This window comes from Lactiplantibacillus pingfangensis, assembly GCF_005404945.1.
Taxonomy (GTDB): domain Bacteria; phylum Bacillota; class Bacilli; order Lactobacillales; family Lactobacillaceae; genus Lactiplantibacillus; species Lactiplantibacillus pingfangensis.
The window spans coordinates 1-21,692 of sequence record NZ_BJDG01000027.1; the positions used below are offsets into that span (position 1 = coordinate 1).

At 43.7% G+C, this 21,692-nt stretch carries 22 protein-coding genes; 12 read left to right on the forward strand and 10 right to left on the reverse strand.

Annotation, left to right across the window (positions count from 1 at the left end):
* Positions 1–593: 593 nt before the first annotated feature.
* Positions 594–1,034: an Rrf2 family transcriptional regulator gene (locus FFM74_RS11500; protein WP_137626774.1), complete on the reverse strand. Its 441-nt coding sequence runs from the start codon at positions 1,032–1,034 to the stop codon at positions 594–596.
* A gap of 184 nt (positions 1,035–1,218) precedes the next feature.
* On the opposite strand from FFM74_RS11500, the gene FFM74_RS11505 reads away from it, so the two are divergent.
* The gene (locus FFM74_RS11505) at positions 1,219–1,896 is read left to right on the forward strand and encodes a TetR/AcrR family transcriptional regulator (RefSeq protein ID WP_137626775.1); all 678 of its coding nucleotides are present in this window, start codon (positions 1,219–1,221) and stop codon (positions 1,894–1,896) included.
* A 222-nt stretch (positions 1,897–2,118) separates the two neighbouring features.
* Positions 2,119–3,486 carry an Nramp family divalent metal transporter gene (locus FFM74_RS11510; protein WP_171000729.1) on the forward strand — a complete coding sequence of 456 codons (1,368 nt, stop codon included), beginning with the start codon at positions 2,119–2,121 and terminating at the stop codon, positions 3,484–3,486.
* A 93-nt stretch (positions 3,487–3,579) separates the two neighbouring features.
* On the opposite strand, the gene FFM74_RS11515 is transcribed toward FFM74_RS11510, so the two are convergent.
* From FFM74_RS11515 to FFM74_RS11525, 3 genes are read right to left on the reverse strand one after another with little or no spacing between them, the layout of a single operon-like run.
* A complete protein-coding gene (locus FFM74_RS11515; RefSeq protein ID WP_137626777.1) occupies positions 3,580–4,206 on the reverse strand; it encodes a hypothetical protein in 627 nt (208 codons plus the stop codon).
* Positions 4,207–4,242: 36 nt separating this feature from the next.
* On the reverse strand, positions 4,243–4,545 hold the full coding sequence (locus FFM74_RS11520; RefSeq protein WP_137626778.1) for a hypothetical protein: 303 nt from the start codon (positions 4,543–4,545) through the stop codon (positions 4,243–4,245).
* A 41-nt stretch (positions 4,546–4,586) separates the two neighbouring features.
* Complete coding sequence (locus FFM74_RS11525) at positions 4,587–4,835, reverse strand: hypothetical protein (RefSeq protein ID WP_137626779.1); 249 nt, start codon at positions 4,833–4,835, stop codon at positions 4,587–4,589.
* A gap of 256 nt (positions 4,836–5,091) precedes the next feature.
* On the opposite strand from FFM74_RS11525, the gene FFM74_RS11530 reads away from it, so the two are divergent.
* The gene (locus FFM74_RS11530; RefSeq protein ID WP_137626780.1) at positions 5,092–7,431 is read left to right on the forward strand and encodes a cation-translocating P-type ATPase; all 2,340 of its coding nucleotides are present in this window, start codon (positions 5,092–5,094) and stop codon (positions 7,429–7,431) included.
* A 94-nt stretch (positions 7,432–7,525) separates the two neighbouring features.
* Here the strand turns inward: FFM74_RS11530 and FFM74_RS11535 are convergent, their stop codons facing one another.
* Both FFM74_RS11535 and FFM74_RS11540 read right to left on the reverse strand, forming a co-directional pair.
* Complete coding sequence (locus FFM74_RS11535) at positions 7,526–8,902, reverse strand: sensor histidine kinase (RefSeq protein ID WP_137626781.1); 1,377 nt, start codon at positions 8,900–8,902, stop codon at positions 7,526–7,528.
* The gene (locus tag FFM74_RS11540) at positions 8,889–9,593 is read right to left on the reverse strand and encodes a response regulator transcription factor (RefSeq protein WP_137626782.1); all 705 of its coding nucleotides are present in this window, start codon (positions 9,591–9,593) and stop codon (positions 8,889–8,891) included. The genes FFM74_RS11535 and FFM74_RS11540 overlap by 14 nt, the downstream gene beginning before the upstream one ends.
* A gap of 168 nt (positions 9,594–9,761) precedes the next feature.
* Here FFM74_RS11540 and FFM74_RS11545 point away from each other — a divergent pair, with 168 nt between their 5' ends.
* From FFM74_RS11545 to FFM74_RS11565, 5 genes are all read left to right on the forward strand, one after another.
* Entirely contained in the window at positions 9,762–10,049 is a 288-nt protein-coding gene (locus FFM74_RS11545; protein WP_137626783.1) for a hypothetical protein, read from the forward strand.
* A gap of 80 nt (positions 10,050–10,129) precedes the next feature.
* The gene (locus FFM74_RS11550) at positions 10,130–10,861 is read left to right on the forward strand and encodes a MurR/RpiR family transcriptional regulator (RefSeq protein WP_137626784.1); all 732 of its coding nucleotides are present in this window, start codon (positions 10,130–10,132) and stop codon (positions 10,859–10,861) included.
* 298 nt (positions 10,862–11,159) lie between these two features.
* On the forward strand, positions 11,160–12,488 hold the full coding sequence (gene celB, locus FFM74_RS11555) for a PTS cellobiose transporter subunit IIC (RefSeq protein ID WP_137626785.1): 1,329 nt from the start codon (positions 11,160–11,162) through the stop codon (positions 12,486–12,488).
* Positions 12,489–12,752: 264 nt separating this feature from the next.
* Positions 12,753–13,340 (forward strand): type 1 glutamine amidotransferase family protein, encoded by a 588-nt coding sequence (locus tag FFM74_RS11560; RefSeq protein WP_137626786.1) that lies wholly within the window; start codon positions 12,753–12,755, stop codon positions 13,338–13,340.
* A 91-nt stretch (positions 13,341–13,431) separates the two neighbouring features.
* On the forward strand, positions 13,432–14,835 hold the full coding sequence (locus FFM74_RS11565; RefSeq protein ID WP_171000728.1) for an ATP-binding protein: 1,404 nt from the start codon (positions 13,432–13,434) through the stop codon (positions 14,833–14,835).
* A 358-nt stretch (positions 14,836–15,193) separates the two neighbouring features.
* Here FFM74_RS11565 and FFM74_RS11570 read toward each other — a convergent pair whose 3' ends face one another.
* Positions 15,194–15,505: a hypothetical protein gene (locus tag FFM74_RS11570; RefSeq protein WP_137626788.1), complete on the reverse strand. Its 312-nt coding sequence runs from the start codon at positions 15,503–15,505 to the stop codon at positions 15,194–15,196.
* 230 nt (positions 15,506–15,735) lie between these two features.
* Between FFM74_RS11570 and FFM74_RS11575 the strand changes: the two genes are divergently transcribed.
* Positions 15,736–16,005, forward strand: coding sequence for a hypothetical protein (locus tag FFM74_RS11575; RefSeq protein WP_223877228.1), 270 nt, complete (start codon positions 15,736–15,738; stop codon positions 16,003–16,005).
* A 76-nt stretch (positions 16,006–16,081) separates the two neighbouring features.
* Here the strand turns inward: FFM74_RS11575 and FFM74_RS11580 are convergent, their stop codons facing one another.
* Positions 16,082–17,116 (reverse strand): LCP family protein, encoded by a 1,035-nt coding sequence (locus FFM74_RS11580; RefSeq protein ID WP_137626789.1) that lies wholly within the window; start codon positions 17,114–17,116, stop codon positions 16,082–16,084.
* A gap of 771 nt (positions 17,117–17,887) precedes the next feature.
* Between FFM74_RS11580 and FFM74_RS11585 the strand changes: the two genes are divergently transcribed.
* The 3 genes from FFM74_RS11585 (at position 17,888) to FFM74_RS11595 (ending at position 20,445) form a co-directional block, all read left to right on the forward strand.
* Positions 17,888–19,282 (forward strand): FAD-binding oxidoreductase, encoded by a 1,395-nt coding sequence (locus FFM74_RS11585; RefSeq protein WP_137626790.1) that lies wholly within the window; start codon positions 17,888–17,890, stop codon positions 19,280–19,282.
* Between the two features lie 140 nt (positions 19,283–19,422).
* Positions 19,423–19,710: a hypothetical protein gene (locus FFM74_RS11590; RefSeq protein WP_137626791.1), complete on the forward strand. Its 288-nt coding sequence runs from the start codon at positions 19,423–19,425 to the stop codon at positions 19,708–19,710.
* Positions 19,711–19,755: 45 nt separating this feature from the next.
* Positions 19,756–20,445 carry a GTP pyrophosphokinase gene (locus FFM74_RS11595; protein WP_223877229.1) on the forward strand — a complete coding sequence of 230 codons (690 nt, stop codon included), beginning with the start codon at positions 19,756–19,758 and terminating at the stop codon, positions 20,443–20,445.
* A 118-nt stretch (positions 20,446–20,563) separates the two neighbouring features.
* Here FFM74_RS11595 and FFM74_RS11600 read toward each other — a convergent pair whose 3' ends face one another.
* The gene (locus FFM74_RS11600) at positions 20,564–20,830 is read right to left on the reverse strand and encodes a hypothetical protein (protein ID WP_137626793.1); all 267 of its coding nucleotides are present in this window, start codon (positions 20,828–20,830) and stop codon (positions 20,564–20,566) included.
* A gap of 149 nt (positions 20,831–20,979) precedes the next feature.
* On the reverse strand, positions 20,980–21,564 hold the full coding sequence (locus FFM74_RS11605) for a TetR/AcrR family transcriptional regulator (protein ID WP_137626794.1): 585 nt from the start codon (positions 21,562–21,564) through the stop codon (positions 20,980–20,982).
* Between the last annotated feature and the right edge of the window lie 128 nt (positions 21,565–21,692).

Sequence of the window (21,692 nt, forward strand, 5' to 3'; positions counted from 1 at the left end):
AAGCACATAAAAAATCCGTTGCCAGTAATCAAGATTGGTCTTGATTACCAACAACAGATATTATAGAGCCAAATAAAGCTTCCGTTTAAAAATGCGGAAGCTTTATTTGTCGTTACTAAAAGATTGAAAGTACAAAAAGGATCGTGAACAGAACTATATCAGCAACAGTCGATTCTAAACTCGCCTTGTGATGAATGCTCCGCCAGTCAGAAACGTTGTGCCATGCGAGATAGTCTCAGCCAAACTATGGTCTGCCACTTCGATTCTAAGCCGATAAACTCACATCTTAGAATCGCCCGGCAAGATTAAGCGCCAATCTTACCGACAGGCACAACGTTTCTGCCTAGCTCAGCTATTCAATAGCTGTAGGTTGGGAATGATCACATCGGTCGTGATGGTGGCGTTACATCGGCTGTTTTTTGCCGACGTTACACCACGGACGGGCCGGGACACTTACGATTTTTGTAAGGGTTCTGGGCGAGGACCAAGACGTGCCTGGCTTGGTCCGGTCCCACGACCGCATGTGATCAGTCCCAACCGGAAGTGACAGCTGTTAATTGATTTGTATGGGCTGGTTATTGACACATTGGGGCTTACTTGATGACATCTTTTTTAGCCTGTTCAACTAAGATATTATCGACGATGTCTTGTAGGCTAGTCTTAGCTAGCCGGGCCTCTGCCGCGGTTTGGGCCTCTTGATAGTATTGCGTTAAAACGGTCTGAATGTTGCCGCCCACAATACAATCAGGGTTGGTTTTCGTATCCACCGAAAATAGTGCCTTGTCACCTTCTACAGCATAAAAAATGCTTAATAGTGAAATTTCAGTTAACGGTTTGGCTAAAACTGGCTGGGCTGTTCCTGCCGTGGTTGTAATCAGGCCAGCGTGCCGTAACTTACCCATTAATCGACGAACGACAACGGGACTAGTTTCGATACTACTAGCAATCAAATCACTGGTTAAATGCGATCCGGCATAGATTTTAATGAATGCAAGCAAATGAATTGAGTCGCTAAAACGAGTTGAAACACGCATGTCAATCACTCCTGTAACTAGATTAATTACCGTGATTATAGCTGATTAAGATAATTAAAGCAATTATAGCTATTTATCTAAAGTATCATGTAACTTTTCATCAATAATAATTGCTTATTATCATAAAATCGGTTATCTTAATGATGATGAATTGAGCAGTTACTTCAAAAAAGGAGCGAGTGACATGAGTGAAATTGAAACGATTCAGGCGTATTATGCGGCCTCATTGGGGAAGGACGGTCAAATTACGAAGACGCAGCAGCGGATATTGGCTGCGGCGTTAGCGTTATTTGCCGAAAAAAGTTATGAGGAAGTGGGAACGCGTGAAATCGCGGATCGTGCTGGCGTGGCAGAGGGAACACTTTTTCATAATTTTGTTAATAAAAACGGAATTCTCGACGCCATCATGCAACCTATTATGCAGAACATTTTGCCGACAATGTTGAATACTTTAGATCAAGCCGTTCTCGATGGCGACAGCCAAACGTTAGATGCGTTTATTGTGGCGCTAGTGACTGATCGAGTGGCCTTTGCTGAGCGTAATCAAGAATCACTCGCGGTTATTTTATCGCAATTTTTTAATAACGAAGCTGATCGGGCAGCCGTGATGGGGATGGTTTCACCAGAAATATTAACGCAAGCGAATGTGGTGATGGACCGCTTGAAAGCTGCTGGTGAGCTAGTTGATTGGCCGAATCGCATGATTTTGCAATTATTATTCTCGACACTGGGTGGCTACTTGGTTGAAAAAGTGCTGTATCCGGACTTGAATCAACTTGATACGAAACAGACCGTTCGTTATCTCAGTGATTTCTTAGTAAATGGGTTAAGTCCACGTCGAATGCCCTTACATGTGGATTAGACCGAAGCCGGCAAAGGTTTAGGACTACCAAAAAATAAAATAAAAACAGTTGACTATTATCTCATGGGTGATATACTACCAATTGGAATTGAAGCAAGCGCTCAATTAGCAACAACGAGTGTTGGCTGTTGAGGATCACACAGTAGTCCACAACCTGAATTCTAAACCAATAGAAGAGAGGGTTTCATAATGAAACTAGCAAAAACGAAGGACCGTTCAGCGATGTTAGCCACCAAGGGAAGTACCGGGAGTGGCATTCATTCGACTGGGACCGATAGTAAAAGCTTGGACGAAGTGAATGGGAGTGTTCGAGTTCCGAAAAATGCGAGCTTTTGGCGCACATTAGTCGCATATACGGGACCGGGGGCTTTAGTCGCAGTCGGGTACATGGATCCAGGTAACTGGATTACATCGATTGCTGGGGGTTCACAGTATAAGTACGCGTTGCTATCCGTGATCTTACTTTCAAGTTTGATTGCGATGTTATTACAAGCGATGGCAGCGCGGTTGGGGATTGTCACTGGGAAAGATTTAGCCCAATTGACCCGGGAACGGACGTCAAAAGGGATGGGGATCTTCCTCTGGATTATTACTGAATTAGCCATTATGGCGACCGATGTGGCTGAAATCATTGGTTCCGGGATTGCGTTGAAACTGTTATTTGGTTTCCCATTGATCGTCGGAATCTTGATTACCACTGCCGATGTTTTGATACTGTTATTATTGATGAAGTTAGGCTTCCGTAAAATTGAAGCCATCGTAGCAACTTTGGTTGCGGTAATCTTATTCGTGTTCTTATACGAAGTGATTATTTCACAGCCGAACGTGCCACAAATGTTAAAAGGTTATGTCCCAACCACTAAGATTGTCAGCAATCAATCGATGCTGTACTTGGCATTGGGGATTGTTGGGGCAACCGTGATGCCACATAACTTGTACTTGGGTTCTTCCATTTCACAAACTCGGGCCGTTGACCGGAGTGATGAAAAAGAAGTTGCCAAGGCCGTTAAATTTACAACGATTGATTCTAATATTCAATTATCAGTGGCGTTTGTTGTGAACAGTTTACTGTTAATCTTAGGGGCTGCTTTGTTCTTCGGAACTAAGGGTGATTTAGGCCGATTCGTTGACTTATATAACGCTTTAGGTGATAGCAAGATTGTGGGATCTATTGCGAGTCCTGTCTTGAGCATGTTGTTCGCCGTGGCGTTGTTATCTTCTGGTCAAAGTTCAACCATTACTGGGACGCTATCTGGTCAGATTATCATGGAAGGCTTTATCCGTTTGAAGATGCCACTATGGGCACAACGGTTATTGACTCGGTTGATTTCCGTGGCGCCAGTGTTAGCTTTTGCTATTTACTACCATGGCAACGAAGCTAAGATTGAAAGCCTCCTGACGTTCTCACAAGTCTTCTTGAGTATCGCGTTACCATTTGCCATGATTCCACTGGTTAAGTTTACGAGTGATGCCAAGTTGATGGGCAAGTTTAAGAGTCGCCGTTGGGTTGAATGGACTGCTTGGGTGATCACCGCGGTCTTGATTATCTTGAACATTTACTTGATTTTACAAACGGTTGGCTTGGTTTAAGCGATAAGCCAATGCTGATAAATAAAAATGGACGAACAACTGAGGTTGTCTGTCCATTTTTTTGTTCTCAGAAGTTAGTGAGGAGGGGGACAATTACCCTGCTGTTGCCAAAGAAAAGGGGGTTGGGTTAAGCAGGTTTGCGAGTAATGGCAGGATACCCGTCGTTAAATCGTATAAATCACTGATCGTCACCGGCCAATTGTGGGCTGTGACGGCAGTTAGTAACTCATCTTGTGAAATGACGGTTTGGCTGATGGGGAGGATCAGCGCCGGTGCCGTCGTTGCAGTCGTCAAGGGAACTAAGTCATGGACAAAATAAGCGAAGTCTGGTGCGGTATTCAGTAGCAGGGTGAGGTGACTGATTTCTTGGGGATCAATTTGCTGCATGAGCTGTAGCGTTTGGGGTGCAGAATACACCATTGCCGCATAGCGTTTCAAAGGTAACGCTGGTAATTCAGTCGTTGGCGGGGCCAACGTGACAGTTAAGCCCAATTGCCAACTAGCGAGTAAGAGTGCTGGAATCGGAGCTGGGTTAGTGGTGCTAATGAGGATGGCTTGACCAGGCTGGACGGCTTGTTGTTGTAAGCTCGTCCGACACAAGGTCAAGTCTTCGAGGAGATCAGCACCAGTGTACCAGATGCCCTGAGCCTGATTTTGTAGTAGCGGTTGTTGATAGTTTTTTCGCAATTGCGTTTCAATCTTTTTAGTCAAATTAGACATCTGATTACCTCCTCCTTTCAATGACATTAATACGGGCTACTTAGTAGGTTGATAGCGCAACTTGTCAAGATTTTGACTGCTAGTATCAATGGTGTCGATAACTTGAGTTTGCATTGTTTTAGCAACTAATTTAGCGGCGTGTGGCGTTAAATCGTTGGCAGCTTTTGGTTGGGATGGCCGGGTCGCAATGTTGGTGCCTTCGTTAACATGACTAACTAAACTAGTTGAAGTTGCGACGGGTTGCGCAGTGGTTGTGTCAGCGAAAGCTGTACCAGTTGTTGCGAATAGGGTGCCGGCGGCCATTAGGGTAATCGTTAATTTCTTTAAAGTGTTTTTCATGATAATCGAGCTCCTTTTAGTTGAGTGGGTTGTTTTTTTAGTTAGGCGACTGGGACGAGCCAATCGTTGGAAAGTAGTTGATGGAATTTACGGCCAAGTGGCACCCATAATTCGGACTGGCAGATGTTACGGGCCGTCTCCCAAAACAGCGGATCGTTGAGTTGGTCATTGCTTAATTTTACTTTGACATACTCGCCTTGTTCCGTTTTCGCAATTACTAGCGGGTAAAAGACTTTTACCAAATGAACTGCGGTAATATTTTTAATTTTAGGATCGGTATCTAATAACATATTTCCAGCTCCTTAGTTGCTTGCTTGACTTGAATGACTATAGTTTACCGGCAAATGGCGGGCGTAACTATCGACTTTTCGTAAATCTAATCTAAGAATTTCTTAGAAAGCCGCTTAGATTCATTAAGAAAGGCGAGCTGTCGCGGTTACTAGCTTAAAAATATGTTAAATCCAACATTTTTTGAGCGTTAGAATCGTCAAAAAAATGCAAAAATGCTTACAATAGAAGATAAAGCAAACTGAGGGGGCCACCACGATGACTGAACGGGACTTACCACCACTAAAACAAGGCTTAACGACCGCCGAGGTGCAACAACGGCTAGCGGCGGGACTGCATAATGAGCCACTGCCACCATTGACGCGGAGTGTCCAACAGATATTCCGGGACAACTTATTGACATTATTCAATTTAATTAATGTGTTATTAGGTGGATTAGTCTTTATTACCGGGAGCTATAAAAACCTGCTCTTTTTAGCCGTTGTGATCATGAATACGGCAATCGGTATTTTTCAAGAAATTCGCGCTAAGCGGCAAGTGGATAAATTGACGATACTGTCGGCAGCCAAGATGAACGTTTGGCGTGATGGGCAGCTAGTTGCGGTGGATCAAGCGGATTTGGTTCAGGATGATTTGATTAGTGTGACGCGTGGTGACCAGTTGCCAGTCGATGTGGTCGTCCGTGAAACGACAGGCCTAGAAGTCGATGAATCTCAAATTACGGGTGAGTCTGAACCAATTATTAAGGGTAATGGCGATGAGCTGATTTCAGGGAGCGTTTTATTAGGTGGTCACGGAACCGTCCAAGCAACCGTGGTTGGTCACGGGAGCTATATCAAACAGTTGGCCCGTTCCGCGAAAACGAGTCATCGGACGACGAGCCAGCTACTGACGATTATTAATCGGATCATTAAAATATTAACGTTTACCATTATTCCTTTAGGCGCAGCACTGTTTATCTCGACCTTGATGCGTGGGTCTGGTCAAAATCGGGCCATTTTAGGCACTGTCGCGGCAATGGTTGGCATGATTCCAGAAGGCTTGGTGTTACTAACTTCGGTCGCACTGGCTGCTGGTGCCTTCACGCTCGGGCGACATCAAGTGTTGGTTCGTGAATTGCCGGCAATTGAGGCCTTAGCCCGAGTGGATATTTTATGTCTCGACAAAACGGGGACAATTACGAGCGGCAATCTAAAATTTGAACGGATTGAGCCTTGGGCGGATGTTGCCGCAGCAACGGTGCAGACCACTTTGGCAAAAGTAGTGAGTGCCATTAATGATGATAACGAAACGGCCCAGGCCATTCAGCAAGGTTTAGGCAAACCAGCAGTCACACCGGACGAAGTGATGCCATTTTCGTCAGGACGCAAGTGGAGTGGCGCCAGTTTTGCGGGGCAAGCCTATGTGCTCGGCGCACCAGAATTTATTTTTAGAGAAGTTTCACCAGCGTTAAAGCAACGTATCCATCAGTTAGCCCAACAAGGTTTTCGGGTGTTAGTTTTGGCAAAAGTGGCCCAGCTAACGACTCCCAAGCCGACAAGCCCCGAAGCATTAGGACTAGTTCTGATTACGGATGAATTACGTCCGCATGCACAAGCGACGTTTGGCTTTTTTGCCAAACAAGATGTCGCCTTTAAAGTTATTTCTGGGGATAACCCAGTTACGGTGGCTAGTATTGCCCAACGTGCTGGGATTGCAGGTGCGGATCAATTGGTTGATATGAGTCAAGTGGGGACTGAGCCCGACTATGATCAGTTAGTCGCGACTTACAACGTCTTTGGCCGGGTGACGCCGCAACAAAAAGCCGGTCTGATTAAGGCTTATCAAAGGGCCGGGCATACCGTGGCAATGACCGGTGACGGGGTGAACGATTTGCTGGCGATGCGCCAATCTGATTGTAGTATTGCGATGGCCAGTGGGAGTGAAGCGACTAAAAGCCTAGCTGACTTTGTCTTGTTAGACTCTAATTTTGATGCGATGATTCAAGTTCTGAATGAAGGCCGGCGGGTCATCAATAATATTGAACGCGTGGCTGCGCTGTATTTGATCAAAACCATGTATTCCGTTGCCTTGACCGTCATCTTTATTTTTATGCGCCACAGTTATCCGTTCGAGCCGATTCAGTTAACGCCAATTTCATCACTGATGGTCGGTATTCCCACGTTCTTCTTGGCACTGCAACCGGACTATACGCGAATCACCAGTCGTTTCATGAAACAGGTGATGGAAATTGCCGTGCCTGCCGCAATTGCGGTTGTGGGCTATATTATGGTCATTGATTTGTTGGGGGCTGAATTTAACTTGAACTTTGCCACGACGTCCACCTTAAATGTGTTGTTGACGGGAATTATTAGTTTGAACGCGCTCTTAATTGCGGCGCGGCCGTTGAATCGCTTTAAGATTGGGTTAGTCGCACTGATGGCAATCTTGTTCGCACTCGCATTCCTAGTTGGCGGGCAGATTTTCTCGCTAGTCAATTTGTTGGATTGGCAGTTAGCGATGATCTATTTGCCGTTAATGTTAAGTGCGTACCCCGTATTCGTCTTATTGCAAAACGGCCTCGGCCGGCGCGTCCTGAGTAAGATTCACTGGAAATAAGGATGTCTTGCATAGTAAAAAAACATCGGTCACCCATTACTTGAAGAAGGCCTTCAAATAATGAGTACCGATGTTTTTGAGTTGTTTTTACAGCTTATTTTGTCCAAATCAAAGTAAAGACGCTCCCTTGAGGCTGATTGTCCGTAACTTCAATTTTGGCATGATTCAAACTGACTAATTGTTGTACGATTGCTAAGCCTAAACCGCTGCCTCCAACTTCTTGTGAACGTGATTGATCGACACGGTAGAATCGTTGGAAGATGGCTGCTTTTTGGTCATCTGGGATCCCTTCACCACAGTCAGATACGGCTAATCGGACGTCATGGTCGGTCGCGTGTAAACTCAGCGTGATAGGCTGATCGGCTGGTGAGTATTTATGGGCATTATCCAGTAAAGCCACCACGATTTGTTGGAGCATCTCGGCATTGCCGTTGACGTGAATATCGGCGTCAATGGCTAATTTGAGTGGTTGCGATAGTGACGGTTGATAGTGTTCGCCAAGCTGTAATAGCAAAAATGATAAGTCCTGATCGACTAGCGTTAATTTAGCGCGATCCGCGCGTGATAAATGGAGTAGATTTTCAATTAAATGTTGCATGCGCAAGGATTCTTCATCAATGAAGTTTAGCGATTCCGGGATCACTTCTGGATGAGCATCGCCACGTCGTCGAATCAAGCTTAAATTACCACGAATGGCGGCGATTGGCGTCCGAAGTTCATGGGAGGCATCTGAAATAAATTGACGCTCATGTTGCAAGCGTTGATTTTGGGTGACTAACAAATCATTAAAAGCGTGTCCAAGGTCGTTGATTTCTCTTGGACTGGTTGGCACGGTTAACGTTGGCTGGTCGGCGTCCGGTTGATTGGACGTATACTTAGTTTCGTGCAACAGACTGATGGTCGGGGCACTTAAACGCGCCGCTAACCGGTGAGCCCACCAAGTTCCAGCCGCCAGTGTGAGCAATGTCACTAAAATCGTGAGACAGATTAAAATTAATAAACTATCTAGTAGCCGACGTAGACTAACCCACAATTGATAAGTGTTTTCGCCGTCTTTTTGCGTATACGCGAGAAAGAAGCCAAACCCACGGACATGAACTAACGCGCCGACAAAATGAGTTTGTTTTTCGGCAAAGAAGGCTTTTGATGATGGGGAGGTTAAAATCGTTTGCTTCGTTTTGGTGGCCGTCGTCAAGGTCGCCTTGTCAGTTGTCACCCGGATGAAAGCGGCCTGCTTTGAATCGCGGGTCGTATTATTATTCCACCGAATGAAGCTAGGGACGTCTTTAATGTTAGCTTGATGCAAACTAGTCATCAATTCGCGGGCTTCGCGGGAAGTGTTGAGAGTCTGCTGCCCACCAACAATGATTAAAATAATGGCACTAATCATGAGCGTGATGGTGAGGACGAGGCGCTTGAAAGCTTGGTTAATTAACTGTTCGTATGTTGGAATTGAGTTACTTTTCGGCATTCACAATCGACTCCCTTAGTTTGTAGCCGACACCACGAACGGTTTTAATCAGTGGTCCGGCGTTTGGCGAGGCTAATTTACTGCGCAAATAGCCGACGTAAACATCGACGACGTTTTGTTGCCCGAGGAAATCCGCACCCCAGACTTGATCTAGAAGGTCATCACGCGTGAAAACTTCTTCGGGATGGGCTAAGAAAAATTGTAGGAGGTCGTATTCACGATGGGTGAGCTGAACTTCAGCGCCAGCATTCGTCACGCGATGGGCCTTCGTATCCAAGATGATGTCATCGAGTTGATAGACTTGATTAGGGTCAAGTTGATTTTCAACGCGGCGCTGAATCACCCGAATTCGGGCTAACAATTCTTCGATTTCAAACGGTTTCGTAATGTAATCGTCGGCGCCGTTATCTAAGCCGGCGACCTTATCGCCGATATAATCGCGAGCAGTCATGATGATGACCGGAACCTGATCGTGCTTGCGAATACGCCGGAGCACTTCCATACCATCTAATTTTGGTAGCATCCAGTCGAGTAAAATTAAGAGCAACTCATTTTGATGTTCAGCATACATCGTCATCGCCGCGAGGCCATCATTGGCGACCAGCACGTTGAAATCTTCAAATTGGAGTTCTTTAGTGAGATAGCCAGAAAGACTGAGTTCGTCTTCGACAATCAGAATCGTCTTTTTCATAACGGAAATGATCCCTTCTATATAACATGATTTATGACTATTATAGCCAATAGTTGTGAAAGGGTTGTGATTAAAGGCGTTATTTTCACAAATTTATGCAAGAAATGTAAGCGCCTCAGCTGGTTATGGTAAACTTGGAATAACAAATTTGAGAAAGTAGGGATAGGCATGGGCATCTTTAATGACGCGATGCAAGCAATGTATCACAGTGGCCACTATGGGTATTCAATCAACGTGAAAAAGACGGCGGCGAAAGTGGACCCTAAAGATATACCAGCAATTGTCGCTTTGGGAACCTTAAGTCGGACACCGAGCTATCGCACTTGGCACATCGATTCACCATACAAAACCAAAGAATTCACCGAAAAATTTAAGGCGGCATTAGCCGATTGTCCGCTAGAAATGAGCGATTTAGACCTCAAACCAGAAATGGATGGTCGTTGGGGCGATCGTTAGTGGAATTTGTTCCTACAAGTTCTAGTTATGGTAATCAATTTGGGATTAGACCAATTTGAAAGTTCAGGAGGTGTGGCGTGATGTTTTCATATGATCAAGTACAGCAGCTCAATCGTCTAGAAATTGAGATTTATAAGTATATCATGGGGCATCCAGCCGAGGTCAGTACGATGACAATTCGGCAATTGGCCAGTCAAAGTCATGTTTCCGCCACCACGATTTTAAGATTTTTGAAACGGATGGGTTATGACGGTTATGCCGAATTCAAATTCACTTTAAAGGAACAATTGCGCAAGGATGCGGCGCAACCAGTCTCACAGACCGTGATTTCCATGCGAACCTTTTTTGATCGGATGGATGTCCCGACTGTCACGAGTGATATTCGGGCGGCGACGGCACTCATTCGCCAGGCAAAAACCGTGGTTTTAATTGGTGCTGGGACTAGCAAAGGGCTAGCCAGCTACGGCACTCATTTGTTGGCAAACTTTGGCGTCTATGCGCTACAAGTTAATGAAACCTCACAACCGTTACCAGTCGCAAAAGTGGATCTTTCAGATGCGGTACTCTTGTTGTTGTCGGCCTCTGGAGAGTCAGAAGACGTCATCCAGCAGGGGATCTTTTATCAGCAAAATGGCGCGAAATTAATCGTCATTACGGCTAGCAGTCATTCAACTGCCGCGGGCATTGGCGATGTTGTGCTAACCTATGATACGCCAGAAGTTCAAGCCATCACTGGCGGCAGCACGCTGTCGCAATTACCAGTGATTTATTTTTTGGAACAGATCACGATGGGTGTTCAAAAAGTGGATTAGACCAGTTTAGGAACATTTTCCTTAAATGGAACATGTTCCTTTATGGGAAACACTACACAATATCTTTTGAAAGGGTATACATTACCGCAATGATAGGTATAATAGAATTTGTAGAAAGCGCATTCAGTTGTTGTGCTGATTGAAACAGTCACGACTGTGAAACATGCTATTATTCAGTCAATTGCAATGGGCCTGATAATTGGCCATTATCGAACCGGTTCGTTGCAGTTGGTCTTGTGATATCCAGGACATTAATTTTAAGCAATGCGCTTTTAAATTATTCTAGGGGGTCAACGACATGAGCGAAGACAATAAATCTAGTTTCGTTAATGACCGACTCGTCCCATTATTTGGTAAGATTGCTGGTTCTCGTCACTTGATTGCATTACGTGATGGGATGACATTAGCCGTACCAATGATTATCATCGGGTCAGTCTTCATGATCATTGCTCAATTCCCAATCCAAGGTTATCAAAATTTCATGTTAAATACCTTTGGTAAGAACTGGGCTACTATTGTTCAATATCCAACCAATGCATCATTCCATGTCATGGGGTTAATTGCCGTTATTGGGATTTCTTATAACATGGCTAAGAGTTACAAAGTCGATCCAATCTCAGCGTCAATTGTTTCAATGAGTGCTTGGCTATTAACTATTCCTTTGAATACTGATAAAGCTGGCGCACTTTGGGTACCATTAACACAACTTGATTCGGCTGGTTTGTTTACTGCCCTTTTAATTGGTTTATTCATTACCGACTTGTATGTGTTCATGGTTCATCGCAATTGGACAATCAAGATGCCTGACAGTGTGCCACCGGCAGTCAGCAACTCATTTGCTGCGTTAGTTCCAGGGGCCATTATCTTAGTTTTGATCTGGGTATTACGTTTAATCGTTGAAGCCACACCAATGGGCAGCATTCCAAATGTGATCTCATTCGTTTTGGCAAAACCATTAGGCTTATTGAGTAACACCTTACCAGGTGCTTTAGTTGCTGAATTCTTGATCTGTTTACTTTGGATCTTCGGGATTCATGGTGCCAACGTTGTTTCTGGCGTTATGTCACCAATCTGGTTATCAGCAATGTCACAAAATGCCCACGCTGTTAGTGCTGGCAAAGCCATTCCTAACATCGTTACGTCACAATTCTTCGATAACTTCATCCACATGGGTGGTTCTGGTGCGACTCTTGGGTTAGCATTTATGATTGCCTTTGTTTCACGGAGTGCTGAATTTAAGACTTTAGGTAAATTGATTATTGGACCTGCGATCTTTAACATTAACGAACCAATCGTCTTTGGTTTGCCAATTGTTATGAACTACCGGATGGCGATTCCATTTATCTTAGCCCCATTAGCTAACGTTGTGACAACTTATGTTGCCATGTCAACAGGTTTAGTGGCTAAGACAATGGGTGTTATGGTTCCTTGGACCACGCCGCCAATTATCTCTGGTTACCTCGCAACTGGTCACGTTTCTGGTGCGGTAATGCAAATTATCAACATCGTGCTTGACGGTGCCATTTACTACTTCTTCTTCAAGGCCTTAGATCGTGATAAGGTTAAGGAAGAAAAGACTTTCGCTGCTAAAGAAGCTGCCGCTGCAGCCGAAGCTGCTAAAGCTTAAGTTGAACTTTAAGAGAACTCACTTCGGTGGGTTCTTTTTTTTGCAAATTAGAGATAATTTGGTGATTTCAATTTTTAGCGATGAAAGGATACTCGGCACTTCTTATATCCTATACAGTTAACTGTTGAGAGAAAGTAGCACTTTTTTACAGTGAGAACATACGTTTGGCTTTTTCCAGCATCAAGTGTATTATTTAAGTTAATTGAATTGGTTACTTTTGAGTGATTACTTAAAACTGACTGAGGCTGGAGGAGACTGTGTGGAATGAAAAAAGCAATATTTTTTATGTGTGACCAATATGCAGATTGGGAAGGCGCCTATCTGTCTAGTCAGCTTAACCAGCAGGATGATTGGCAGATTGTCACGGCTTCTGTGATGCCTGTGGTTACTTCAATTGGTGGGTTTAAGACACAAGTTGATGAAAGACTCGACGAACTTTCACAAGATGCTGATCTCTTAATCTTGATTGGCGGCAATTCCTGGGAGCAAGATTATCAGAAATTGACCGTGACGATTCAGACTTATTTACAGCTAGGAAAAGTCGTCGGGGCGATTTGTGGCGCTGTCGATTATTTGGCGCGTAATGGGTTATTAACGGGCTATCAGCATACGGGTAACGCTCAGTTTCTCTGGAAAAATGATAAGCAGTATACAAATCCGCAAGACTTTCGAGAAAAACAAGTTGTTCAGGATCATAATCTAATCACGGCTAACGGGACAGCGGCCTTAGACTTCACGGACTTGATTCTAACGAAGTTGTTCACCAAACAATTGGAAATTCATCAGGAGATGAGACTTCAGCGCTTGGGATTTTATCGTTATGTTGCGTTGTATGGAAATCCATATCAATAAAGGAACCTTGTGGTGCATGATTTGAGTGGCAATACGGATTTAAGTATGAATGAGATTAGTGCGTTATTTGCTAAAAATAATTGTAGTTAAAATGCTTGAAGAACAGGCATTAAGAATAGGGGTGACATATGTGCTGAGTCTTGAAGTGACACAACCATTTCCGGTAGAAAATGAAGTTATTGAGTATAAGGAAATATTCAATGAGAAGTGTAAAAAAGAAATTGCCGCATTTCTAAACGGTGCGCAAACAGCCTGCATTTACTTTGGTGTAAATGATATTAGTCGTAAAGTTACACACATTTATACTGATGATGAAAAACATGAAATTGAAGAACAAGTGGGACGCTGGTTATCGAGCCCGACTTATTACCCAAGCCCAGTAGGTGTCGTGCATGTACGGACAGAGCGACAGCTTTTCTGTATTGAAATTCAGCCGGGAGATGCGAAGCCATATTTCTTAGATGGCAGGGCATATGTTAGAAATGGTTCAGAATCGGTCAAGGCCTCTCAAGAGCGGGTCACTAAGATGATGGTGCTTCAGGACTTAAGCTCGTTTGATGCTTCAGAATCACCAATCCAAGACTTACGACTGGACGAAATTGAAGGCATCTTTAGGCGCGAAAAACTCAACTTTAAAGCTAAGGCCTTAGGGTTCTTAAATTCACAAGGTCTATTAACAAATGTGGCTTTTCTTATGAGCAGCCAAAATAATTTTTTGGTTAAGGTTGCTATTTTTGACGGCGTCACGGTTGACCAGTTCAAGGATCGACGAGCCTTTAGCGGATGTATGCCAAAACAGATTGATGATATTTTGACATATATAAATCTTAATAATCCATTATCGGCACGGATCACCGGGCAACCAATGAGGGATGAAAAGAGAAGTTATCCGGGAGTTGCTATTCGTGAATCAGTTATTAATGCAATTGTCCATCGCTCTTACTTTAGTAAGTCCCCTATTCAAATTGAGATTTTTGATGACCGGTTGACCATTATGTCCCCAGGTCCTTTACCAGGCGGAATGAAACTGAAGGCCGTCTTAGCGGGACAAACTCTCCCTAGAAATCCTCAAGTGGTTAAAGTTCTTAATAAGCTAAAGTATATTGAGGACTATGGGACAGGCATTAGAAGGATTTTGAATAGCTATGCTGATGAACAAAAAACACCTAAGTTCAGGACTAGTGAGGATTTTGTAAAAGTTAGTTTACCGAACTTAAATTATAGGGAAAAACTCCCTAAGTCAACCTTTCCGAATATTGTGGCGACAGATGATCCTGGGCCAGTTAGCGTAATTGTCGATGAACAAGGCCAGATTATTAACTATTTAAAAAATAATTTGTACATTACTAGAGCGATTGTAGAATTGCTTCTAGGGATAAAGGGGAGTCAGGCAAATAAATATTTAAAGCAATTGGTTGATTCCAATATCTTAAAAAAGGTTGGTTCAGGTTCTGCAACAAGATATGTACTGGTTCATCAGATTCATAGCAAGTAAATCTATCCGGGAGATACCGGGAGATACCGGGAGATACCGGGAGATAGAAAAAACTGAACTACGAGTAGACGCCATCAAGAGGTCTAGTCGTTTTATTAGGAATGGAGATGCCTGAAAGCTTAAGATGCTTAAAAATAATTATTTAGTGAAAGTGTAAATTTTATGGGTAACTGGCGGTGTGGTAAAAAGGACTCAACATTTGTGGAATCAATGGGATGAGTAGTAGCGGCCACCCCTTTAAGTCCAATAAATCGAGAACGGTTGACGTACAGGAAAATCTTGTCTTGTTCGGCTTTTTTATAATAAAAAGGCCCTCAGGTGATGAGTGCCTTGGCGATAGTTATGTTTAATAAGCTGCTTAGCGCGTGTGGAAACGCGGATGTAACATGGTTGGATGCTGATGATCCGTGCCGACGTATTGAATGAGCCAATAGTCGTTTTGCGGTAGTGAATACCGGGCAATGACGTGTGATACAACGTAACGAATGGTATCTGCATTTTCGTCAGTCCATAGGCGCCAGGTCGGCAATTTAGCGGAATACACGCGTTCCCAGTCACCCAGTTTTTGCTCATCAGCTGAGAGTGAGACGAGCAAATCAGTATGAATATCACCGGTTAATTCAATTAGGTAGCAGAATTTCTGCCGATGCACTGGTTCAGTCTTAATCATGGTGGGCAACTCCTTTAACTTGAGATAACTTGCGCGAAAAGGCAAGCCAATGAATTAACGTTTAAATATATAGTACAACCATTTGACTAATAAGCCTAGTACTTTTAATTAGTGTTATTAAAATGTAACAATTAAAATTTCAGTTTAATCTTTTTTAATTGTTTTTACTTGACCTGAAACGCGTTTCACCCCTTATAGTAAAGCTATAAATAAAATGGTGTGGGGTGAGCATGATGGAAACGGGTATTTTAAAGCAAGTTGATTTGAAAACGGCGTTGACGCAGTACTTTTATGTGGTGGCTGATCATCGTGCGAATTGGATCAAGGTTCGGTCAACCCAAGCGTTTAAACCATTTGAGTTGACGTTACGGATGAGTGATTTACAAATCGAACATGATTCGGCGGTCGCGGCAACGCGCAATAAAAAATATGAGTTTAATGATAACACAGGCGGGCTAATTACCTTATTCGAGAATTGGCAACGCACATTAACAGCCTAGGATGGTTTAAGCTAATAAAAAATCACGGTTTTGGCATTGTGAGGAACGACAATGCTAAAGCCGTGATTTTTTTTAATTAATAAGTGCCATCGGTATAAGTGATGGTATCCAAGCCATTGGTATTGTAATTCTGATTATTGACGCCATCGTAGGTTGGATTGAGCTTGTTGAGCTTGGTTTCCATATTGCTTAAGGATTCGGTTGAAAGTCCCAATTGCGTGCGGATTGCATCCGAAGCAGCTTGCAATTTCTTAGTGCTCAGAATTTGATAGGAACTCGTATTGATCCAAGCGCCGGTCCCGACCACTTGGGTGGATTTGATATTTTTCATATTCGCGCGGTCATGGGTTGCCAGGGCAACGAGATCGTTGAAGCTTAAGTCGGTCTTGAGATTACCTTTGAGCGAGCTCAATAGCTCACTGTAATGAGAAACGGTACTGGTTTTAGCCAATTTGGTTAAAACAGCTCGCATAACTTGTTGTTGCCTGAGTTGACGGCCGTAATCACCGCGTGGATCTTGATAGCGCATGCGTGTGTAGCTCAAAGCTTGCGTCCCATTCAAATGATGGGTGCCTTTAGTCGTGGTGATATTGTCAAAGGTGACGTCCATATCACTCGTGATGGTGACACCACCCACGGCATCGACAATCTGTTTGAGACCGCCCATGTTGATGGTGGCGTAATAGTTAATGGGTACGTTGAAAAGCTTGCTGACGCTCGCTTTAGCCATTTTAGAACCACCGATATTATACGCGGCGTTTAATTTTTGAACATTCGTTTCCTTAGTCCCGACCATCTCAGCCAAAGTGTCACGTGGAATACTCGTGATGACGGTTTTTTCAGTCTTGGGATTAATCGTGACAACCATAATGGTGTCTGAATTTCCCTTGTCAATCCGCCCGTCGGCACCGGTATCGACACCTAGCAATAAGATGCTGATGGGCTGCTTGGCGTCAATCGTCTGACTCGCATTGGACCCGGTGTAGACAGATGATTGATAGCGTGCTTGTGCTTGGCGAATAATAACGCCCACGGTGATTAGTGCGATTAGGACAATTAAGCCTCCTGCAATTAACCATGGTCGTCGTTTGGAATGTCCCATATGTCGCATAGTGCCCTCCTTTTGAAACTACAGTTGTTAGCATACCGTTTTCGCGGTCAACTGAAAAATACCTATTTTGAGTGTACTTAATTCAAAAAATAGATACCACCAGAGACACTTTGAAAGGAAAGTATGCAAATTGAGTTAGGGGCCTAAAGCTTGGAAGATCAAAATTGCTAGTAACTACTGCCATGTCAATGAATAATAGGGCATGAAGATTAGTTGACATGACCGCTTCCAGTCACCACTGATAACATGCGGCCGTGGGACCGGATCAAGCCTGAGGAACGTCTTGACCCTCGCCTGAAACCCTTGCACAACTCGCAAGTGTCCCAGACCGTCCGTGGCGTAACGCCGGCAAGCAACATGCCGACCCAACGCCACTTTCACGACCGATGTTATCAGCGGCGACTTCCAGCTAATTTAACTGTTTTTAGGTTAGGTTTAGCGGAGCCAGGCAGAATCGTTGTGCTGTGTCGGTAAGATTGGTCGGCTGGTCTTGGCCGCCTAATCTTACAGGGAGATTTAAAGACGTGGGTTATCGGCTTTAAATCGAAGTCGCAGACCGCACTATGGCTGGGACTGTCCCACCATAGCACAGCGATTTCTGCCTGCCGGAGCGGGATCATCACTGATTTGGAAGTGCCTGTTGCCTATATGACAGTGTTTATGAGTCCTTTTGTCCTTTCAACCTTCAGATAGGGACAAATAATCAGTCAATTGTAAAAAGTTGGCTTATACTAATCATGGAAAATAATTTTATGAATTGGGGATGTTAATTTGACAACGTTTAAAGCGTTTTCGGACGCAGATATTTTAGCCGATTTAACCGCACAAGTGCCAGTTGAGCACGTCTTCACCGATAGTGACACGCTAAATAAATTTTCTTTTAGCAAACGACTCACGGATGATGACAGTGGGTTGGCCTTGGCATATATTGAAGCCCATTCGGTGGCCGATATTCAAGGCACTTTGAAGATTGCACGCAAGTATCACTTGCCAGTCATTCCACAGTCGCAAGCGACGAGTACCGTGATTGGTTCGGATGGGATTACTGGCGGCTTGATTTTATCTACGGCCAAGATGAATCATATTCTGGAGATCAGTAAGGCTGATTCATTGGCTGTTGTAGAACCCGGTGTCATCAACGGTGATTTGGACAAGGCTGCGCGCGAGCAAGGCATGTTTTATGCGCCAGATCCTGGCTCGAAGCCGATTTCTGGGATTGGCGGCAACGTCATGACGAACGCCGGCGGGATGAGTACGGTAAAGTACGGTGCAACTAAAGATAACGTGCTTGGAATGAAGGTTGTGTTAGCCGATGGTCGCGAGATTAAGCTCGGTGGCCGGACATTGAAGCAAGCATTCGGTTATGATTTGACACAATTGATGGTTGGTTCTGAAGGTACTTTAGGGATTGTCACGGAAGTCATCGTTAAATTAATGCCAATTCCGCTCGGTACGCCAGTCATGGGCGTGGCCTTCTTCAATAATATGACCGCGTTAGCTAAGGCCGTGGCAGCGATTCGCATTTCGGGTGTCTATCCGACAATGTTGGAAGCGCTCGATGGTCAAACAGTTGCGGCTTTGGACCGCTATGAAAAGACGCACTACGCCTCAAACAGTGCGGCGATGCTGATCTTTAAGCTCGATAATGGTGGCGCGGCCAGCATGGAACTCGTTCGCAAGTTATTAGCCGAAAACGATGCCAGCAATGTCACCATCACGACTAAGCCAGAAGAACAGGCTGACTTGGAAAAATTACGGCGTGATATGTTGCCAGCGGTCTTTGCCGGTCAGAACCATATCATGGAAGACATGGCAGTGCCGTTGTCACAACTAGCACCGTTGATGGATTACATTTCAGACTTAGCGAAGCGGTTAGACGTTAAAATTTATACCGCGGGGCATGCCGGTGACGGTAATGTTCATCCGACGTTAGTTTGGCCAAAAGACGCGACCAAAGTTCCGGATAATATTATTGTGGCGCTGCAAGAGATGTTCCATAAGACGTTGGCACTTGGTGGGACAATTTCTGGCGAGCATGCGGTCGGTATGTTGAAGAATCAATGGAACAACGCGGAGTTAGGTGAAGATGTCGATTTATTGCAACATCAAATCAAAGCGCTATTTGATCCAATGGGTATTTTGAATCCAAAACGCAAAATTAATTAAGCAAACGCAGAAGTTCGAGACTAACCGCTTGAACTTCTTTAATTTACGCTTAAACCCAACGTGATTCACATGTTAATGATTGCGCCACAACCTAATTATGCTTATGATGAATGTATCAAAAGCAATTGGAGGAAACGCAAGTGACACCAAAAAATTCGAATGTGCGGCTTGAATTTGATGCCGAAGTTTTGCGTAATGAAGTCTTTGACGTCGCAGACTTCGCAAGCTTTCAACGTTTCTGGCAACGATTTGAGCATTTTTTAGAAGATCGGATGGTTGTGGGGCGTTTAAAGGTGCTTGAAGGTCACGGTTTAATTCCTAGTGATTTTAAAGACGTTGATGGTCGCCTCGGTTATCAAGCCGGCGAGAAGCAATACCAAATTGATTATGATCAGATTGTCCGTGAATGGATTGTCACCACTCAGTAATACAGGTATTAGCCTGGAAGTGAAAGTCATTGGAGCGATATGTCATTGAGTAAAACAGAACCGCAATCAGATGAACCAGATTTACTATTACCAGCCCAACCGGAGCTATTACAGGCGGTCGACCAATTGAGAGCGTATTCATTACGCTATGAGGTCGCAATGAAGCTTGTGTTAGATAAGTTGGATTATATTAGTCGGGAATATGAATTACGCTACGGTTATGCCCTGATTGATAGTAAACAGTCCCGAATTAAGTCGCCTGAAAGCATTGTTGGTAAAATGCGGCGTAAAGAACTGCCACTGACTTTAGAGGCAGTTTTTACAAATTTACACGACATTGCAGGCATTCGGTTGATCGTCCGTTTTTTGAGTGATATCAAAACGGTCGAAGACTTGTTAGCAACGCAAGCGGATTTAAAAGTGTTGAAAGTAAAGGATTATATTCATCATCCTAAAGCGAACGGCTATCAAAGCTTGCATTTGATTTTAGGCGTCCCAATCTATACCGTGGATGGCCCAAATATGATTGAAGTCGAATTACAAATTCGAACGATTGCCATGAATTTTTGGGCGTCATTGGAACATGAACTAAATTATAAAAAGAATGTGCCAAATCAGGCGGCACTACGCCATTCTCTAACAGAAAAAGCCCACTTGATCACACAATTGGATCAAGAAATGGATGATATTAAGGAACGGATGTACGATCAACAACCACCGAAACATGAGATTTGAAAAGTCCTGTGAAACCAGTATCGGTTTCACAGGACTTTTTTTGACTTGACTCAGGTCAAGTTAAGACTAATTTTTGTTTGTTAGATTAAATGCAGCGGCTGTTTCAGTAAACTTCGGCTTAATTAGCCAATAGCGCATCGTGTTGTGGTAACAGCCAATCGTCGGCTAACAGTTGATGGAAACGACGGCCGATTGGCACCCAGAGCTGTGCCCGCCAAATGTCTTGGACCGTTTCCCAAAAGAGTGAATCAGCTAATTCAGCGTTGCTGACATTAACTGGTAAATATTGTCCCGATTCAGTTTTCACAATGATTTGAGGATAGAATACTTTCACTATTTTGGCCGCCATGATATTTTTAATGCGTGGGTTATTATCCAGTAACATATAAAGCACTTCACTTTCAGTATGACCTTATCGATAATACAAGAATTATCATACTGATAAAGTGTGAAAGCTTTGATCATCATTTCGTGATGATTTTGTTATTTATTGCTTTAGGTGGCTTAAGAAAGGTTGTGATTGGCTAACAATCGTTAAGATTTCTTTGGCATATCAGGGATATCTTTAAAGGGTTTGCCACGATACCACCAGTCATTAATGAAATTTGCAAGTTGTTCTGGGGTTTCTTCCAGACCAGTTTTAAGCCAGTAACGAACAACGCCAACGATGCCATTTAGGTAGTATTCGAACATATATTGGCCTTCTCGAGGATTGATATTGGCAATTTTGACGCGGTCATCTTCAAGAATTTCTCGCTTAGTGATGGCAATGAAGCTCATTAAAAAGTCCTGATCGGTTGTGAGAATGAACGATGTAACCGCATGGCGTTTCTTAACGATTTCAAAAATACCAGTCAAAATGGCCCGTAATGAATTGGGATCAGTATGTTCATTAATGACCGCCAATAATTCTTTGGTCGCATCTTGTTCCATCGTATGCATGCAATCTTTGACATCTTCATAGTGCGCGTAAAAGGTCCCCCGGTTGATGTCTGCTAATTTACAGACGGCAGTCACGGTAATCTCATTAATTGGTTGGCTTTTTAACAGTTCAATCAAACTATTTTGAATGAGACGCTCGGTCATTTGGGCGCGCCGATTATTTTTAGTTCCTACCATAATTATTTCCCCTCATTAAGTAAACAATTTCGCCACTGTTGTTTATTTAATGACGAAATTATGAAAATTGTTGCTTGAATTTTTTGTTATTTTCAACTAACATGTTGTTATTATTTAAACACATTGTT

Coding starts and splice junctions, on each gene's coding strand:
- FFM74_RS11500 (WP_137626774.1), bottom strand. CDS start 1,034: ATGCGTGTTTCAACTCGTTTTAGCGACTCAATTCATTTGCTTGCATTC.
- FFM74_RS11505 (WP_137626775.1), top strand. CDS start 1,219: ATGAGTGAAATTGAAACGATTCAGGCGTATTATGCGGCCTCATTGGGG.
- FFM74_RS11510 (WP_171000729.1), top strand. CDS start 2,119: ATGTTAGCCACCAAGGGAAGTACCGGGAGTGGCATTCATTCGACTGGG.
- FFM74_RS11515 (WP_137626777.1), bottom strand. CDS start 4,206: ATGTCTAATTTGACTAAAAAGATTGAAACGCAATTGCGAAAAAACTAT.
- FFM74_RS11520 (WP_137626778.1), bottom strand. CDS start 4,545: ATGAAAAACACTTTAAAGAAATTAACGATTACCCTAATGGCCGCCGGC.
- FFM74_RS11525 (WP_137626779.1), bottom strand. CDS start 4,835: ATGTTATTAGATACCGATCCTAAAATTAAAAATATTACCGCAGTTCAT.
- FFM74_RS11530 (WP_137626780.1), top strand. CDS start 5,092: ATGACTGAACGGGACTTACCACCACTAAAACAAGGCTTAACGACCGCC.
- FFM74_RS11535 (WP_137626781.1), bottom strand. CDS start 8,902: ATGCCGAAAAGTAACTCAATTCCAACATACGAACAGTTAATTAACCAA.
- FFM74_RS11540 (WP_137626782.1), bottom strand. CDS start 9,593: ATGAAAAAGACGATTCTGATTGTCGAAGACGAACTCAGTCTTTCTGGC.
- FFM74_RS11545 (WP_137626783.1), top strand. CDS start 9,762: ATGGGCATCTTTAATGACGCGATGCAAGCAATGTATCACAGTGGCCAC.
- FFM74_RS11550 (WP_137626784.1), top strand. CDS start 10,130: ATGTTTTCATATGATCAAGTACAGCAGCTCAATCGTCTAGAAATTGAG.
- celB (WP_137626785.1), top strand. CDS start 11,160: ATGAGCGAAGACAATAAATCTAGTTTCGTTAATGACCGACTCGTCCCA.
- FFM74_RS11560 (WP_137626786.1), top strand. CDS start 12,753: ATGAAAAAAGCAATATTTTTTATGTGTGACCAATATGCAGATTGGGAA.
- FFM74_RS11565 (WP_171000728.1), top strand. CDS start 13,432: ATGCTTGAAGAACAGGCATTAAGAATAGGGGTGACATATGTGCTGAGT.
- FFM74_RS11570 (WP_137626788.1), bottom strand. CDS start 15,505: ATGATTAAGACTGAACCAGTGCATCGGCAGAAATTCTGCTACCTAATT.
- FFM74_RS11575 (WP_223877228.1), top strand. CDS start 15,736: ATGATGGAAACGGGTATTTTAAAGCAAGTTGATTTGAAAACGGCGTTG.
- FFM74_RS11580 (WP_137626789.1), bottom strand. CDS start 17,116: ATGCGACATATGGGACATTCCAAACGACGACCATGGTTAATTGCAGGA.
- FFM74_RS11600 (WP_137626793.1), bottom strand. CDS start 20,830: ATGTTACTGGATAATAACCCACGCATTAAAAATATCATGGCGGCCAAA.
- FFM74_RS11605 (WP_137626794.1), bottom strand. CDS start 21,564: ATGGTAGGAACTAAAAATAATCGGCGCGCCCAAATGACCGAGCGTCTC.